This is a genomic window from Micromonospora sp. URMC 103 (genome assembly GCF_051386435.1).
In the GTDB taxonomy this organism is placed as follows: Bacteria; Actinomycetota; Actinomycetes; order Mycobacteriales; family Micromonosporaceae; genus Micromonospora.
Map to the genome: position 1 here is coordinate 1798676 of NZ_JBPQTR010000004.1, position 14694 is coordinate 1813369.

General features: G+C 74.1%; 12 protein-coding genes. 5 read left to right on the forward strand and 7 right to left on the reverse strand.

From position 1 onward, the window contains the following. The first annotated feature begins 148 nt into the window (after nt 1–148). Nucleotides 149–1906 carry a CDP-glycerol glycerophosphotransferase family protein gene (locus ACSNOA_RS11940; RefSeq protein ID WP_436658036.1) on the forward strand — a complete coding sequence of 586 codons (1758 nt, stop codon included), beginning with the start codon at nt 149–151 and terminating at the stop codon, nt 1904–1906. A gap of 34 nt (nt 1907–1940) precedes the next feature. On the opposite strand, the gene ACSNOA_RS11945 is transcribed toward ACSNOA_RS11940, so the two are convergent. After that, the gene (locus ACSNOA_RS11945; protein ID WP_436658037.1) at nt 1941–2279 is read right to left on the reverse strand and encodes a DUF952 domain-containing protein; all 339 of its coding nucleotides are present in this window, start codon (nt 2277–2279) and stop codon (nt 1941–1943) included. A gap of 105 nt (nt 2280–2384) precedes the next feature. On the opposite strand from ACSNOA_RS11945, the gene ACSNOA_RS11950 reads away from it, so the two are divergent. The 3 genes from ACSNOA_RS11950 to ACSNOA_RS11960 all read left to right on the forward strand — a co-directional run bounded on the left by ACSNOA_RS11950 (nt 2385) and on the right by ACSNOA_RS11960 (nt 4889). Next, nucleotides 2385–2696 carry a hypothetical protein gene (locus tag ACSNOA_RS11950; RefSeq protein WP_436658038.1) on the forward strand — a complete coding sequence of 104 codons (312 nt, stop codon included), beginning with the start codon at nt 2385–2387 and terminating at the stop codon, nt 2694–2696. A gap of 86 nt (nt 2697–2782) precedes the next feature. After that, the gene (locus tag ACSNOA_RS11955; protein WP_436658039.1) at nt 2783–3439 is read left to right on the forward strand and encodes a response regulator transcription factor; all 657 of its coding nucleotides are present in this window, start codon (nt 2783–2785) and stop codon (nt 3437–3439) included. Nucleotides 3440–3449: 10 nt separating this feature from the next. Then, a complete protein-coding gene (locus ACSNOA_RS11960) occupies nt 3450–4889 on the forward strand; it encodes an ATP-binding protein (RefSeq protein ID WP_436658040.1) in 1440 nt (479 codons plus the stop codon). Nucleotides 4890–4952: 63 nt separating this feature from the next. On the opposite strand, the gene ACSNOA_RS11965 is transcribed toward ACSNOA_RS11960, so the two are convergent. The 4 genes from ACSNOA_RS11965 to ACSNOA_RS11980 all read right to left on the reverse strand — a co-directional run bounded on the left by ACSNOA_RS11965 (nt 4953) and on the right by ACSNOA_RS11980 (nt 9282). Then, a complete protein-coding gene (locus tag ACSNOA_RS11965; protein ID WP_436658041.1) occupies nt 4953–5903 on the reverse strand; it encodes a TAXI family TRAP transporter solute-binding subunit in 951 nt (316 codons plus the stop codon). A gap of 175 nt (nt 5904–6078) precedes the next feature. Further along, a complete protein-coding gene (locus ACSNOA_RS11970; protein WP_436658043.1) occupies nt 6079–6753 on the reverse strand; it encodes a hypothetical protein in 675 nt (224 codons plus the stop codon). 102 nt (nt 6754–6855) lie between these two features. Next, nucleotides 6856–7653, reverse strand: coding sequence for a peroxide stress protein YaaA (gene yaaA, locus ACSNOA_RS11975; RefSeq protein ID WP_436658044.1), 798 nt, complete (start codon nt 7651–7653; stop codon nt 6856–6858). Nucleotides 7654–7662: 9 nt separating this feature from the next. Further along, complete coding sequence (locus ACSNOA_RS11980; RefSeq protein WP_436658045.1) at nt 7663–9282, reverse strand: hypothetical protein; 1620 nt, start codon at nt 9280–9282, stop codon at nt 7663–7665. Nucleotides 9283–9414: 132 nt separating this feature from the next. Between ACSNOA_RS11980 and ACSNOA_RS11985 the strand changes: the two genes are divergently transcribed. After that, nucleotides 9415–10455 carry an App1 family protein gene (locus ACSNOA_RS11985; RefSeq protein ID WP_436658046.1) on the forward strand — a complete coding sequence of 347 codons (1041 nt, stop codon included), beginning with the start codon at nt 9415–9417 and terminating at the stop codon, nt 10453–10455. Nucleotides 10456–10473: 18 nt separating this feature from the next. Here the strand turns inward: ACSNOA_RS11985 and glgB are convergent, their stop codons facing one another. Both glgB and ACSNOA_RS11995 read right to left on the reverse strand, forming a co-directional pair. After that, complete coding sequence (gene glgB / locus ACSNOA_RS11990) at nt 10474–12576, reverse strand: 1,4-alpha-glucan branching protein GlgB (protein WP_436658047.1); 2103 nt, start codon at nt 12574–12576, stop codon at nt 10474–10476. Beyond that, nucleotides 12564–14660 carry a maltotransferase domain-containing protein gene (locus ACSNOA_RS11995; RefSeq protein ID WP_436658048.1) on the reverse strand — a complete coding sequence of 699 codons (2097 nt, stop codon included), beginning with the start codon at nt 14658–14660 and terminating at the stop codon, nt 12564–12566. Before ACSNOA_RS11995 ends, glgB begins: the two co-directional genes overlap by 13 nt. Nucleotides 14661–14694: the final 34 nt, after the last annotated feature.

The following is a 14694-nucleotide window of genomic DNA, read 5'->3' on the forward strand; positions in this document are numbered from 1 at the left end:
CGCCGACGGCACCGGGCGGCCGAGCCGTTCCCGCAATGGCGACCTCACCCGGCCGAGGGTGGGCCCGCAACACCCGACCACGTGTCGGGGTGATGGCATGACGACCGGGGCGACCCGCCCATCATCGATCTCGTAGGGAGCGTTCTCGTTGTTCGGCACGGTGTCAGGACGGATCGGAGTCGCCGCTCGCGGCGCGCTGCTGGTGCTGTCCTACCTGGTCATGCTCGCCGCCGGGGCCCTGGGCTGGGTGGCGGTCTTCGCCGTCGCCGGGCTGGCCGCCGTCCTCGGTGAGTTCGCCCTCGCCCGCTGGTCGCCACCGTCCGCGACGCTGCTGGAGAAGGTGGGGCTGCAGGGTTCGTACCGGCAGCTGGCCCGGGACCTCGCGGCCGTGCTGCTGGTCGTCGCCGAGGTGCCGCTCGGCAGGGTGGAGCTGACCCTGCTGCTGGCGCTGCCCGCCGCCGTCTGGGTGATCTCGGTCTTCTCGGGTGCGCTCTCCACCATGATCGACCGGCGCAACCCGCTGTCCGCGCTGGTCCGGAACATCGACCTGGGCCCGCTGAAGGCCGCTCCCCGGCCGCCGGCCTGGGCCGCGTCCGTCGCCGGTGAGCGGATGCCGCTGCTGAACGTGCTGCTGGTGCCGGCCGCGGTGGCGGCCGCCGTGCAGGACGACGTCACGCCGTTCTTCGTGGCGGGCGCCGTCGCGCTCGCGGTGACCGCCGTGATCGGCGCCGTCATCGTGGTGACCTGGCTGCGGGGCCGGGGCATGGGGCAGAGCCCGCTGCTGCCCGCGGTGCAGCGCTGGCTGGACAGCTACCGCCCGGAGGTGGCGCTGTACTTCGCCGGGCCGGCGAAGGACGTCTACCAGGCCAACATGTGGCTCGCGCCCACCGAGGCGCTCCGGCAGCGCGCCGTGGTGCTCATGCGCAGCCGGGAGGCCTTCCACGAGCTCAGCGACACCCGGCTGCCGGTGATCTGCGTCCCGGCCGGGGTGGACTTCATGAACCTCGAGCTGGGCAGCGTCCGCGCCGCGCTCTACGCGGCGAACGTCGGCGCGAACATCCACATGCTCCGCGAGCCGGGGATGAAGCACGTGTTCGTCGGCCACGGCGACAGCGACAAGCAGGCCAGCGTCAACCCGTACAGCAAGGTGTACGACGAGGTGTGGGTCGCCGGTCTCGCCGGCCGGGAGCGGTACGCACGGGCCGACGTCGGTGTGCTCGACTCGGACATCGTCGAGATCGGACGCCCCCAGCTCGCCGGGGTGCACACCTTCGGCGCGGAGTCGGTGGACCGGCCGTTCACCGTGCTCTACGCCCCCACCTGGGAGGGGTGGCTCGACGACGACCCGTACCACACCTCGCTCGTGCTCATGGGGGAGCGGATCGTCACGGGCCTGCTGGCCGTCACGCCCCGGGTCCGGCTGATCTACAAGCCGCACCCGCTGACGGGTTCCCGGTCGAAGACGGCCAAGGCCGTGCACGAGCGGATCGTGGAGATGGTCCGTGCGGCCGGCGGCGACGCCGACGCGACCTCGCTGGACGGCACCCGCCACCTCGTGGTGACCGGCCGCGTGCCGGCGCTCTTCGACTGCTTCAACCAGACGGACCTGCTCATCAGCGACGTGTCCAGTGTGGTGTCCGACTTCGTGCAGAGTCAGCGGCCGTACGTGGTCGCCAACCCCGGCGGGTTGCCGGAGGACGAGTTCCGCCGGGAGTACCCGACCTCGCGGGCGGCGTACCTGCTCGCGCGGGACTGCGGTGAGCTGGAGAAGATCGTGGCCGTGACCCGGGCCGGGGACGACCCGATGACCGAGGCCCGCCGCGAGCTGAAGACGTACCTGCTCGGCCCGGCCGAGGCCAACCCGATGGACCGGTTCCAGGAGGAGATCGCGCGGCTCTGCCGCTGAACGCGACTCTGCCGCTGAGCGCGGCCGGCGGTGGTCAGCCCAGCAGGGCGGCCACCGCCTCGTCGACGGGGGTGTCGGCCGGCAGCGCCTCGGCCGCGACCACCGCGGCCAGCGGCAACGGGCCGTACAGGTGCGGGAAGCGTTGCCCGTCCCGGGACGGCTCCCACCGCAGCCGGTCGCCGAGCCGGGCCGGATCCACCGTGAGCAGGCTGAGCCCGGTGACCCCGGTGAAGTACCGCCGGGCGGTCTCGACCACCTGGTCGCCGGCCGAGAGGTGGATGAAGCCGTCCTGGCGGTCCATCGCCGTGCCGGCCAGGTGCCCGGCCGCCCTGGCATCGTCCCACTCGACTGTCGGCAGCAGCTTGTAGATCATCTCCGCAGCGTACGCGGGAGTGGGGCACCGTTTCGGCGGTACCGGCCCGAGCGTCCACCCCGGCCCGGCATGCTCAGGGTGGAGCGGGGTCGCGGAGGGGTGGCGATGGCGAGCTACGACGAGGACTGGACCGACAGCGAGCGCGCGCTGTACGACGAGTGCTACCGGTACGGCGGCGAGTGGGCCGACGACCCGGGCACCCCCTCCGACGACGTGCAGTACGTGATCAACCTGGCCGAGGCGGACGACGACACCCTCGGCGACGCGGAGCTCGACTACCCGCCGCTCGTCGACGCGGTCACCCAGGCCAGCGGCGAGAACGTCACCAGCGTCCCGGCCAGCCACCACGATCCCGGCTTCCGCGGGTTCGTCGACGGCGTGCGGGACGCCACCGCGGACGACGTCTTCGGCCTCTGACCAGCGCCGCGCTGGGCGGCTCTCCCGCCGCGCCGGTTCGTCTGCCACCATTCGCAGGACGACCGTTCGACGGATGGGGGGCATCGGTGCGGATCCTGCTGGTCGAGGACGACCGTCGGGTGGCCGCCGCCCTGACGTCCGCGCTCACCCGCCGTGGCTACGAGGTCGAGCAGGCGGCCACCGTGGCCGCCGCGCTCTCCGCCGCACCGTGCGACCTTGTCCTGCTCGACCTGACCCTGCCCGACGGGGACGGCACCGACCTGTGTCGGGAGCTGCGCCGCCGCAGCTCACAGCTCGGCATCATCGCGGTGACGGCCCGGGGCGAGGAGCGCGACCGGGTGCTCGGCCTGCGGCTCGGCGCCGACGACTACGTGGTGAAGCCGTTCTCGATGGTGGAGCTGCAGGCCCGGATCGAGGCGGTGCTGCGCCGCACCGCGCAGGCCACGCCGGAGCGGAACCTCATCGAGGCCGGGACGGTCCGCATCGACGTGTCGGCGCGCACGGTGACCGTCGCGGGCCGGGAGGTGGCGCTCACCCGCAAGGAGTTCGACGTGCTGCTGTCGCTGGCCCGGCAGCCGGGCGTGGCGGTGCCCCGCGACCGCATCCTGCTGGACGCCTGGGGCACCACGTGGACCGACCGGCACACCGTGGAGGTGCACGTCGGGTCGCTGCGCGGCAAGCTCGGCGACTCCCGCCTCGTGGAGACGGTACGCGGGATCGGCTACCGGCTGCGGAGCGAGTGAGGAGGGGCCGGTGCGTCGTCGGCTGGTGATCAGCTACCTGCTGCTCATGGTGCTGGTCCTCATCGCGCTGGAGACCCCGCTCGCCATGACGCTCGCCAGCCGGGAGACCGACCGGGTGCGGGCCGACCGCCTCGCCGACGCCACCCGGTTCGCGTCGCTCGCCGGGCCGGCGCTGCGCGGCGGCAGCACCGGCCCGCTCCAGAGCGAGCTGCGCAGCTACGACGACCTGTACGGCATCGGCGCGGCGGTGGTCGACCGGGACCGGCGCAGCGTCGTCTCCTCGGCGCGGTTCCACAGCGCGGTCGGCACCGCCGAGGCGTTGGACACGGCCCTCGCCGGCCAGCAGGTCAGCGGCCCCGACTCGGTGTGGCCATGGGCGGACGCCCCGGTGGTCGTGGCGGCGCCCATCAACGACGGTGGTGAGGTGCTGGGCGCGGTCGTCACCGTGAGCCCCGCCACCGACGTACGCCGCACCGTCACCGGCTGGTGGCTGGCGCTCGCCGTGATCGGGCTGCTCGCCGTGCTGGCCTGCGTGCTCACCGCATTCGGACTGGCCGGTTGGGTGCTGCGGCCGGTCACCGAGCTGGACGCGGTCACCCACGAGATCACCGAGGGTGACCGTGGCGCGCGGGTGCAGCACCACCTCGGGCCGCCGGAGCTGCGCCGGCTGATGACCAGCTTCAACACGATGGCCGACGCGGTGTCGGACGTGATGGACCGCCAGCGTGCCTTCGTGGCGCACGCGAGCCACCAGTTGCGCAACCCGTTGACGGCGCTGCGGCTGCGGGTGGAGGAGCTGGGCCCGAGCCTCACCGACCCGGAGGGCCGCACCGAGCACCGGCTGGCGCTGGAGGAGACCGACCGCCTCGCGCTGGTGCTCGACGCGCTGCTCACCCTGGCCCGCGCCGAGAGCCAGGAGAACGAACGCGTCGTCGTCGACGCGGCCGACGTGGCCGCCTCCCGGGTGGCCGCCTGGCAGCCACTGGCCCGGCACCGGGCGGTGACGCTCGGACTGGACGCCCCCGACACGCCGGTGTACGCCCGTACCGTGCCGACGGCCGTGGATCAGGCCCTCGACGCGCTCATCGACAACGCGGTGAAGTTCAGCGGCGCCGGCGGCGTGGTGACGGTGACCGTGTCGGCCCGCGACGGAGGAGTGGCGCTGGAGGTGCGCGACACCGGGCCGGGCATGACGGAGAGCCAGCTCGGCCAGGCCACGGAGCGGTTCTGGCGGGCCCCGGACGTGCAGAACATTGACGGCGCGGGGCTGGGGCTGACGATCGCCGCGGTGCTCGTGGACGCCTCCGACGGGCGGCTCACCATGCGCGCGGGCACGCCGCGGGGTCTCGTGGCCGGGCTCTGGTTCCCGACGCCCGACGACGGGCCGTGCGACGACGCCGACGGCGCCGGCCCGCCCGCGCCGGCCCGGCTGCCGGCCGCCGCGAGTTAGGAGCGCGAGCCGCGTTCCCCGGCGGCCGGAGCACGCGCCCCGGTGTGCCGCCCGCTCGGCCCGTCAGGGTTTCGCGTCGCGGTACCACGCGGCGGCGCCGGCGTGCAGCGGCAGCGGCGAGGTCGCGATCGCCGAACGGGGGCTCATCCGGCCGGCGGCCGGGTGCGCGGCGGCCAGCTCCGAGCGGCGTTCCATGAGCAGCCGGGTCACGTCCCGCACCAGGGACTGCGGCAGGTCGGAGCGGACGATGAGGAAGTTCGGGTCGGCGACCGTGGTCACCGGGTCGACCCCGTACACCGAGCGGGGGATGTCCCGCGACACGTACACCTCGCCGTAGTGCGCGCGCAGCGGCTCCGTCCACGCGCCGAGGTCGAGGACGCGGGTGGGGCTCCCCGCGGCCAGGTCCGCGATGGCGCGTACGGGCAGCCCGCCGGAGAAGAAGAACGCGTCGATGCGGCCGGAACGCAGCGCGGCCACCGACTCGTCCAGGCCGAGCCGGGACTGGCGGACCTGGTCACCGGCCAGTCCGGCCACGTCGAGCAGGCGCATCGCGGTGATCTCGGTGCCGGAGCCGGCCGCGCCGACCGACACCCGCCGGCCCCGCAGATCCTCCACCGTGCGGACCGGCCCGCCACCGGACGCGACCAGGTGCAGCTGGTCGTCGTACACCCGGGCGATGGCGGCGACGCGGGGCTCCATGGCGGGGTCGGCCGGCAGCACGTCGGCCTGGGTGAAGCCGAGTTCGGCCTGGCCGGAGCCGACGAGCCGTACGTTCTCCGCCGACGCGGCGGTGACGACGACGCTGGCCCGCACCCCGGGCAGCTCACGGTTGAGGATGGCGGCCAGCGACTCGCCGAAGGCGTGGTAGACGGCCGTCGGGCTGCCCGTCGCGATGCGGATCTCCACCGGCGCGCCCGGAGCGTCCCGGCAGGCGGTGAGGCCGACGGCCACGGCCAGCAGCACCACCAGCAGCGTCGCGGGACGGGCGGCGCGCCCGGGCCAGGTACGACTCACGGCCAGCACTCTGCGCCCGGCGAACGGTCAACGCAACTCCACATTCACCGGGGTCACGGCCTCCGCCTCGGCGATCAGGCCGGTGGGGTGGGCGACAGAAGGGGCACCTGTGGACGACCCCGGCGCCGCACCTGCATGATCGGCCCGGGCGGGGTCGGCTTCTCGTCCCGTGGGGTCAGGCCGGTTGGTTGGCCGCGGCGGGCGCGAGCGTGGTCCGGTGCAGGATCCGCAGCCGGTCCGGGCCGTCGGCCACGCTCACCAGGAAACAGCCGGTGCCCGCCCGCAGCTCCGCGGGCACACCGAGCAGGGCGCCGCTGCGGATCAGCACCGCGGCGAACTCCCGGTCGCTGAGACGGATGCCCAGGATGTGCCGCCGGACGTGCCGGCCGCCGGCCAGCAGGGCGGAGCGCCAGGCCGCCTCCGCGAGCCGGGGGATCCACACCCGGCGGGGCGCGGACGCGCCGGACACCGGCGCGGCGAGCAGTTCGCGCCGCCCCTGTCGCCAGCCGGCCTCCACGAGCCGCGCGTAGCGCGTCCGGTGCTCCGGCGCCACCTGGAGCCGGTGCAGCTCGTAGCGGCGGCGCAGGCCGCCCACCGCGAACTCGTGCGCGACCGGGACGCCCAGCCGCTCCAGGAGCTGCCGCATGCGTTGGGCGGCGTCCTCGCGGTTGAACTCCACGAGCGGTGTGGGACCGGACTGCGCCGCGCGCGGCGGGCGGGTGCCCGCCGGTGGGGGCATGCAGCGCAGCAGGCAGGCGGCTTCGAACGCGTCGGCCAGGGTCAGCCAGTCCAGCGGAGGCGGTGCCGACGGCCGGCGGGGCCGGTCGAGCAGTGCGGGTTCGCGGGCCAACGGAGGCACTCCCTTGTCGCGTCGGGACACCCCTACCGTGAACCGTGCGCCCCGGGCAGGGAACCGATCGGCCCCAGCCTTGAGGAAATCTTGCGGACGCCCTCAGAGTTCGGTGACGACGACGTCCACCTGGCGTGGCCGCCCGGGCGGCGTCGGCTGCTCCACCACCGTGTATTTGAGGTCCCGCAGGGCGGCCACGAGCTGGTCGACGGTGCGCGGCCGGACGTCCGCGAGCAGCAGGTCGCGGACGAGGCGCCCCTTGGTCGCCTTGTTGAAGTGGCTGACCACCGACCGCACCGGCACGCCGTCCACGACACGTTCGTGCAGCACCCGTACGGTCACCGTCCGGGCGGCCACCTCGCCGCGCGGCGTCCAGGTGGCGGCGTACGCGCCCGAGCGCAGGTCGAGCACGGGCCGGTCGCCCGCCGCCGCGTCCATGGCCGGGCCCAGGACCCGTCGCCAATACGCCGGAAGTGCGCCCGGGCCGGGGAGCTTCGCCCCGATGGGGCAGCGGTAGGGCGGGATCCGGTCGGTGAGGCGTACGGCGCCCCAGAGGCCGGAGCTGATGAGCACCGACCGGCGGGCGGCCCGTGTCGCGGCCGGCGGCAGCGACGCCAGGTCGAGCGCCTCGTAGAGCACCCCGGTGTAGAGCCGGGCGGCGGGGGCGGTGGCCGCCCGCGGAAGGCGCGCGTTGCGCCGCAGCTCGTCGCGCTGGCCCTCGCTGAGCCCCAGCGCCGCCCGGGCCGCCGCCTCGTCCGGCCCCTCGCAGAGCGCGACGAGCGCGGCCAGCACCTCCTCCCGACCCGGGTTCAGCTCCGGCAGGCTGAGCCGGGTCAGGTCCAGCCGCCGGCCGGTGCCGGTGTCGGCCTTCCCCTCGGAGGGTGGCAGCAGGATGAGCACCGGTGGAATCTACCGCCAGGGCCGCACCGGGTCCTCCGGGTGGTAGACGCGGTAACCGCCCACCTCGCGGACCGGTGTGCTGTCCACGCGATCGCCCAGGAGCCGGCGCAGCCGCCGCTCCGCCGCCGAGCCGGCCTCCACCACGTACCCCGGCCGGTCCGCGCGTCCCACCTGGCGCCAGTACGGCAGGTAGCGGTTCTGCCCCGGCATGAGGTTGGCGTCGAGCACCCCGCACACCACGTCCTCGGCCGTGTTGAAGGCCAGCCGGTTGCAGATCCAGTAGTCCCCGTACACCTCGTGCGGCCCGTCGGCGCGCAGCGCGCCGGCCAGCTCCCGCGCGCCCCGCTCCTCATCGCGGGAGGCGCCCAGGCCGGTGGTCGCGAACAGCACGGTGGCCACGAGGCTGGTGGCGGCCAGCCCGGCCAGCAGCGCGGCGGCGACCGCACCGGTCAGCCGGCCGACGGCACCGACGGTCCCCCGCCAGCAGGCCAGCGCCGCGAGCCAGAGCGGCCACAGCACGGCGGGCAGAGAGATCTGGAGCACCGACAGATACCGCGCGTTGCCGAGCGGATCGGTGGCGGAGAGGGGGCTGCGTACGTACGACAGCAGGGTGAGCGCCGCGCCGGCGACCAGGGCGAGGTGCGCGACCGGCCGGACCCGGACGGCGCGGGGCGCGCCCGCGGTGCGGCGGTAGAAGATCAGCGCGAGCGCGGCCGCGACGACCAGCAGCAGCGGGTAGACCAACCCGAACCACTCCTGCCACCGCGCGCACCCGTCGATCGGGCAGAGCCCGCCAGCCAGCGGCACCCCCTCCAGCACGCCGCCACGCAGCCGCTGCGACCACGGCGGCGACGGCCCCGCCCGGCTGCTGATCTCGCGGAACACCGACAGCGAGTCCTGGCCGGGCGGCGCCACGAGGTTGTCCCAGATCATCGGGGCCACGCCCACGACGAAACCGGCCACCAGCAGCACCCCCGCCCACCCGAGCAGCTCCCGGCGGGCCGCGTAGAGCAGCAGCAGCCCCGCCACGGCCAGGTACGGCACGATCAGCCAGTCCGACCAGAGCGCCAGCCCGGCGAGCAGCCCGAAGAGCCCGGCGGCCAGCCGGCGCCCGCGCATGGCGCCGCTCGCCCACCCCACGGCGATCAGCACCATGAGCAGCACCGCCGGTTTGACCTCGGGCCGGCCGCCCACCGCGGTGAGCTGGTCGCGGACGACGCGCTCCGGGCCGAGGACGAGCAGGCCCACCACGAACGTGGCGAACCAGGGCGAGCCGATCCGCCGGGTGAGCCGGTGCACGAGGTAGAGGAACACCGCGTACAGGACGAGCAGCGGCAGCCGCAGCACGGGCCAGCTCGGCCCGGTCACGGCGATCAGCGGCGCCGCCAGGTACGACTCGAGCATCCCCATGTAGCGCTGGCCGTAGAGGAAGACCGGGTGCGCCCGGCCCTGCGAGATGTGCAGCGCGGCCAGGCCGAACGTCGCCTCGTCGCTGTTCGACACCGGCACCGTGAGCAGCGTCAGCACCAGCCGGTACGCGACCCCGACCACCCCGAGCAGCAGCGCGACCAGCGCCGGCCGGTCCAGCCGCGGACGCCACCGCCCGCGATCCTGCACTGGTTGCGACACGACCACGCCCCCGTCGTCGTCCCGACCGGAGTGTTTCACGATCCCGGGGGCGGGCGCGGTGGATCGGGGCAGACGACCGGACGGAGATCGCCTCGCGTGGCCGGGACCGCACGGGTGTGGCAGGGTGGCAGCGTGTCACCGACTCCCGCCGGCCAGTTGGCCATCCCGCGCCTGCACCGGGCGGCGCGGATCGAGGACGCCGTGCACCAGTTCGTCGAGCGCCGGCTGCGACGCACCGGCTGGCGGGTCAACATCGTCGCGTACACGGGCTACGGCGCGCCCGGGTGGGTGCGGGTGCTGTGCCGGGTGCTGCTGGGCCGCCCGGACACGCGCCAGCGCGCCCGGCTGGAGAAGGTCCGGGGCTGGCGCAGCTTCACGACCCTGCCCGCCAAGCACGTCGCCGTGACCATCGAGGCGGGCGGGGTGCGGCACGAGGCCCAGACCGATCGCAGCGGCTTCGTGGACACGGTGGTCGAGGCGGACCTCCCGCCCGGTTGGGGTTCGGTGCGGCTCAGCGTGCCGGACGCGGAGCCCGTGGACGCGCCGGTGCGCGTGCTCGACCCGGCCGTCCGGTTCGGCATCCTCTCCGACATCGACGACACGGTCATGGTCACGGCGCTGCCCCGGCCGCTGCTCGCCGGGTGGAACACGTTCGTCCTCGACGAGCACGCCCGGGCCGCCGTGCCCGGCATGGCGGTGCTCTACGAGCGGCTGGTCACCGCGCACCCGGGCGCGCCCGTGTTCTACCTGTCCACCGGCGCGTGGAACGTCGCGCCGACGCTGACCCGGTTCCTTTCCCGGCACCTCTACCCGGCCGGCCCGCTGCTGCTCACCGACTGGGGGCCGACGGCGGACCGGTGGTTCCGCAGCGGCCAGGAACACAAGCGGGCCACCCTGGCCCGGCTGGCCCGCGAGTTCCCCGACGTGCAGTGGCTGCTCGTGGGCGACGACGGGCAGCACGACCAGGAGATCTACCGCGAGTTCGCGGCGGCCCACCCGGAGAACGTGGCCGGGGTCGCCATCCGCCGGTTGTCCCCGACCCAGTCGGTGCTGGCCGGCAGCCTGCCGGCCCCGGCCGGCCGGTCGGTCTCAGGGCCGGTGGGGCAGAAGTGGCTGTCGGCGCCCGACGGCGCCGGCCTGTGGCAGCTGCTCCGCGACGCCGGCCTGGTCTGAGGCACGCGGCGGGTCGCGCTAGTCCCGTGCCAGCCAGAGCACGCCCAGCGGCGGCACCTGGAGCGCGGCCGAGGCGACCATGCCGTGCCACGGCACGTCCTCGGCGTGCACCTCGCCCAGGTTGCCCACCCCCGAGCCGCCGTAGTGGTGGGCGTCGGTGTTGAGCACCTCCCGCCACGTCCCGCCGGCGGGCAGGCCGATCCGGTAGTCACGCAGCGGCAGCGCCGAGAAGTTCGCCACGCACACCACCGTCGAGCCGTCCGGGGCGATCCGGACGAACGAGACCGTGTTGTTGGCGACGTCGTCCCCGGCGATCCACCGGAACCCGGCGGGCTCGGTGTCCTGCGCCCACAGCGCCGGGGTGTCCCGGTAGACGCGGTTCAGGTCGCCGACGAGCCGCTGGACACCGGCGCGCCCCGGGTCGTGCAGCAGATACCAGTCGAGCCCGCGCTCCTCGCTCCACTCCCGGTCGTCGGCCAGCTCACAACCCATGAACAGCAGCTGCTTGCCGGGGTGCGCCCACATGTAGCCGAGCAGCGCCCGCACGTTCGCCAGCCGCTGCCACGTGTCGCCAGGCATCTTGCCGGCCAGCGAGCCCTTGCCGTGCACCACCTCGTCGTGACTGATCGGCAGCACGTAGTTCTCGCTCCAGGCGTACGCCAGGGAGAACGTGAGCTGGTGGTGGTGATGCTGGCGGTAGATCGGGTCCTTCGACGTGTAGAGCAGGGTGTCGTGCATCCAGCCCATGTTCCACTTGAACCCGAAGCCGAGCCCACCGGCCGAGGTGGGCCGGGTGACACCCGGCCACGCCGTCGACTCCTCGGCGACCATCACCACCCCCGGGTGGTGCTTGTAGACGGTCGCGTTCACCTCCTGGAGGAACGCGATCGCCTCCAGGTTCTCCCGGCCGCCGTACTGGTTCGGGGCCCACTGCCCCTCCGGCCGGGAGTAATCCAGGTAGAGCATCGAGGCGACGGCGTCCACCCGAAGCCCGTCCACGTGGAACTCCTCCAGCCAGTAGAGCGCGTTGGCCACGAGGAAGTTGCGGACCTCGCGGCGGCCGAAGTCGAAGACGTACGTGCCCCAGTCCGGGTGTTCGCCGCGGCGCGGGTCGGGGTGCTCGTACAGCGGGGTGCCGTCGAAGCGGGCCAGCGCCCACTCGTCGCGGGGGAAGTGCGCGGGCACCCAGTCGAGGATCACGCCGATCCCCGCGGCGTGCAGCCGGTCCACGAGGTAGCGGAAGTCGTCCGGGTCGCCGAACCGGGCGGTCGGGGCGTAGTAGCCGGTGACCTGGTAACCCCACGAACCGCCGAACGGGTGCTCCATGACGGGCAGGAACTCCACGTGGGTGAAGCCCAGCCCGGTGACGTACTCGGTGAGCTGGTCGGCGAGCTTCCGGTAACCGAGGCCGGGCCGCCACGAGCCGAGGTGCACCTCGTACACGCTCATCGGCGCCTCGTGGGACCGTGTCCGGGCCCGCCGCTCCAGCCACGCCGCGTCGGACCACTCGTACGTCGAGTGGTGCACCACCGAGGCGGTGGCCGGCGGCACCTCGGCGTACGCGGCGAGCGGGTCGGCCTTGTCGCGCCACCGCCCGTCGGCGCCGAGGACCCGGTACTTGTACCGGGCGCCCACGGAGACCCCCGGCACGAAGATCTCCCACACGCCGGTCGAGCCGAGCGAGCGCATGGGCCAGCCGTCGTCCGGCGCCCAGCCGGTGAACTCGCCCACCACCCGCACACCACGCGCGTTGGGCGCCCACACGGCGAACGCCACACCCTCGTCGAAGACCCGCGCGCCGAGCGCCTCCCAGAGCCGCTCGTGCCGGCCCTCGGCGATCAGGTGCAGGTCGAGTTCGCCGACTGTGGGCGGGTAGCGGTACGGGTCGTCGCACACCGTGCCGTCGACGTCGACCCGGTAGTCCAGCACGGTGCCCGGCACCGTCGCCTCGAAGATCCCCGCGTCGTCCACCCGCTTCATGGGGTGGCGGTCGCCGTCGACCAGCACGGCCACGTCGCCGGCGCCCCGGCGCAGCGTACGGATGGTCGTCCGGCCGCCGGCGGGGTGCGCGCCGAGCACCGCGTGCGGGTCGTGGGTGTGGCCGGCGATCAGCTGGTCCATCGCGGGTCGTCCTTCTCGGCGGGGGTGGTCGGGGCGGTGCCCCCGGACAGGTCGTCCGGGACGGCCTCGACGGTGAGATCCGCCGGGCCGGTCGGGGCGGCGGTCGGCGCCTCGGGCGGGGTCGGGCGGCGCACGGTCAGCACGTGCGCGGGTTGCAGGTACGGGTCGAGCCGCACCGCGTTGCGCTGCCCCCAGTCGTAACTGGTGCCGGTCAGCTCGTCGTGCACGGTGAAGCGCTCGTGCCAGTCGAACCCGAGCGCCGGCATGTCCAGCGTGGTGTTGCCCCACTGCACCTCGCGGGCGTCGAACGAACAGACCACGATGACCGTGTTGCCGGTGTCGGGGTCGTGTTTGGACCAGCAGAGCAACGCCGGGTTGTCGATGTCGTGGAAATGCAGGGTCCGCAGCCGCCGCAGGGCGGGATTCTCCCGGCGCACCCGGTTCAGCGTGGTGATGAAGGGCGCCAGCGAGCGTCCCCGCTCCTGCGCGCCGGCCCAGTCCCGGGGGCGCAGCTCGTACTTCTCGTTGTCCAGGTACTCCTCGGCGCCGGGGCGGGCCACGTGCTCGAAGAGTTCGTAGCCGGCGTACATGCCCCAGGAGGGGGAGAGCAGCGCCGCCAGCACCGCCCGGATCTTGAACATGGGCGGGCCGCCGTGCTGGAGCGTCTCGTGCAGGATGTCCGGCGTGTTCGGCCAGAAGTTCGGTCGCATGTAGTCGGCGGCCGCGACCAGCTCCTCGCAGTACGCGCGCATCTCCGCGGCCGACGTGCGCCAGGTGAAGTACGTGTACGACTGGCTGAAACCGATCTTGCCGAGGCCGTGCATGATGGCTGGCCGGGTGAACGCCTCGGCGAGGAACAGCACGTCCGGGTCGACCTTCTTGACCTCGCCGATCAGCCAGTGCCAGAAGTCGAACGGCTTGGTGTGCGGGTTGTCCACCCGGAAGATCCGGATGCCCTCGCCGACCCAGTGCAGCACCACCCGCAGGATCTCCGCCCGGATACCGTCGGGGTCGTTGTCGAAGTTCAGCGGGTAGATGTCCTGGTACTTCTTCGGCGGGTTCTCCGCGTACGCGATGGTGCCGTCGGCCCGCGTGGTGAACCACTCCGGGTGCTCGCGCACCCAGGGGTGGTCCGGCGCGCACTGCAACGCGAGGTCCATGGCCACCTCGAGGCCCTGCTCGGCGGCGGCGGCCACGAAGTCGCGGAAGTCCTCCGGCGTGCCCAGGTCGGGGTGGATGGCGTCGTGACCACCCTCCTCCGCGCCGATGGCCCACGGCGAGCCCACGTCGTCCGGCCCTGCGGTGAGCGCGTTGTTGCGGCCCTTGCGGTTTACCCGGCCGATCGGGTGGATCGGCGGCAGGTAGAGCACGTCGAAGCCCATGGCCGCCACCCCGGGCAGCCGTTCCGTGGCCGTGGCGAACGTGCCGGAGCGGGCCGGCGCGTCGACGGTGGCCGGGATCGCGCCCTCCGAGCGGGGGAAGAACTCGTACCAGGCGGAGAACAGCGCCCGCTCGCGGTCCACCCAGAGCCGGTGCTCGTCGCCCGCCGTCACCAGCTCCCGCACCGGGTGCTCCCACAGCAGGTCGGCCAGGTCCAGCGCCGGCGCGATCCGCTGCCGCAGCGCCCGGTCGTCGTCGCGCAGCGCCGCGGCGGCCGTCACGACCCGCTCCCGCTCGGCGGCGGGCACGAGCGGCACGGCGGCGTCCAGGACGCGCGCGCCCTCGGCGAGGTCGTTGGCCAGGTCCGCGGGCCCCTGCCCGGCGGCGACCTTCTTGGTCACCGCGTTCTGCCAGGTGAGGTACGGGTCGGCGAACGCCTCGACGCGGAACGTCCAGGCACCCACCGCGTCCGGCCGGATGGTCGCGTGCCACCGGTCCTGCCCCGGCTCGCCCGGCCGCATCCGGGTGAACGGGCGGGTCGCGCCGTCCGGACCGCGCCAGACGACGTTGCAGCCGAGCGCGTCGTGGCCCTCCCGGTAGGCCCGGGCCGCCACCGGCACCAGCTCGCCGACCACCGCCTTGGCCGGATAGCGACCGCACGAGACGACGGGGGAGACGTCTTCGATCGGGAACCGTCCAGTCACCCCGCCAACCTACTGCGGAAGATCCGTTCCCGCT

What these genes read in the sequence shown, in the direction of transcription:
- glgB (WP_436658047.1), bottom strand. Translation starts at nt 12,576, where the DNA reads ATGGACCAGCTGATCGCCGGCCACACCCACGACCCGCACGCGGTGCTC.
- ACSNOA_RS11945 (WP_436658037.1), bottom strand. Translation starts at nt 2,279, where the DNA reads ATGATCTACAAGCTGCTGCCGACAGTCGAGTGGGACGATGCCAGGGCG.
- ACSNOA_RS11950 (WP_436658038.1), top strand. Translation starts at nt 2,385, where the DNA reads ATGGCGAGCTACGACGAGGACTGGACCGACAGCGAGCGCGCGCTGTAC.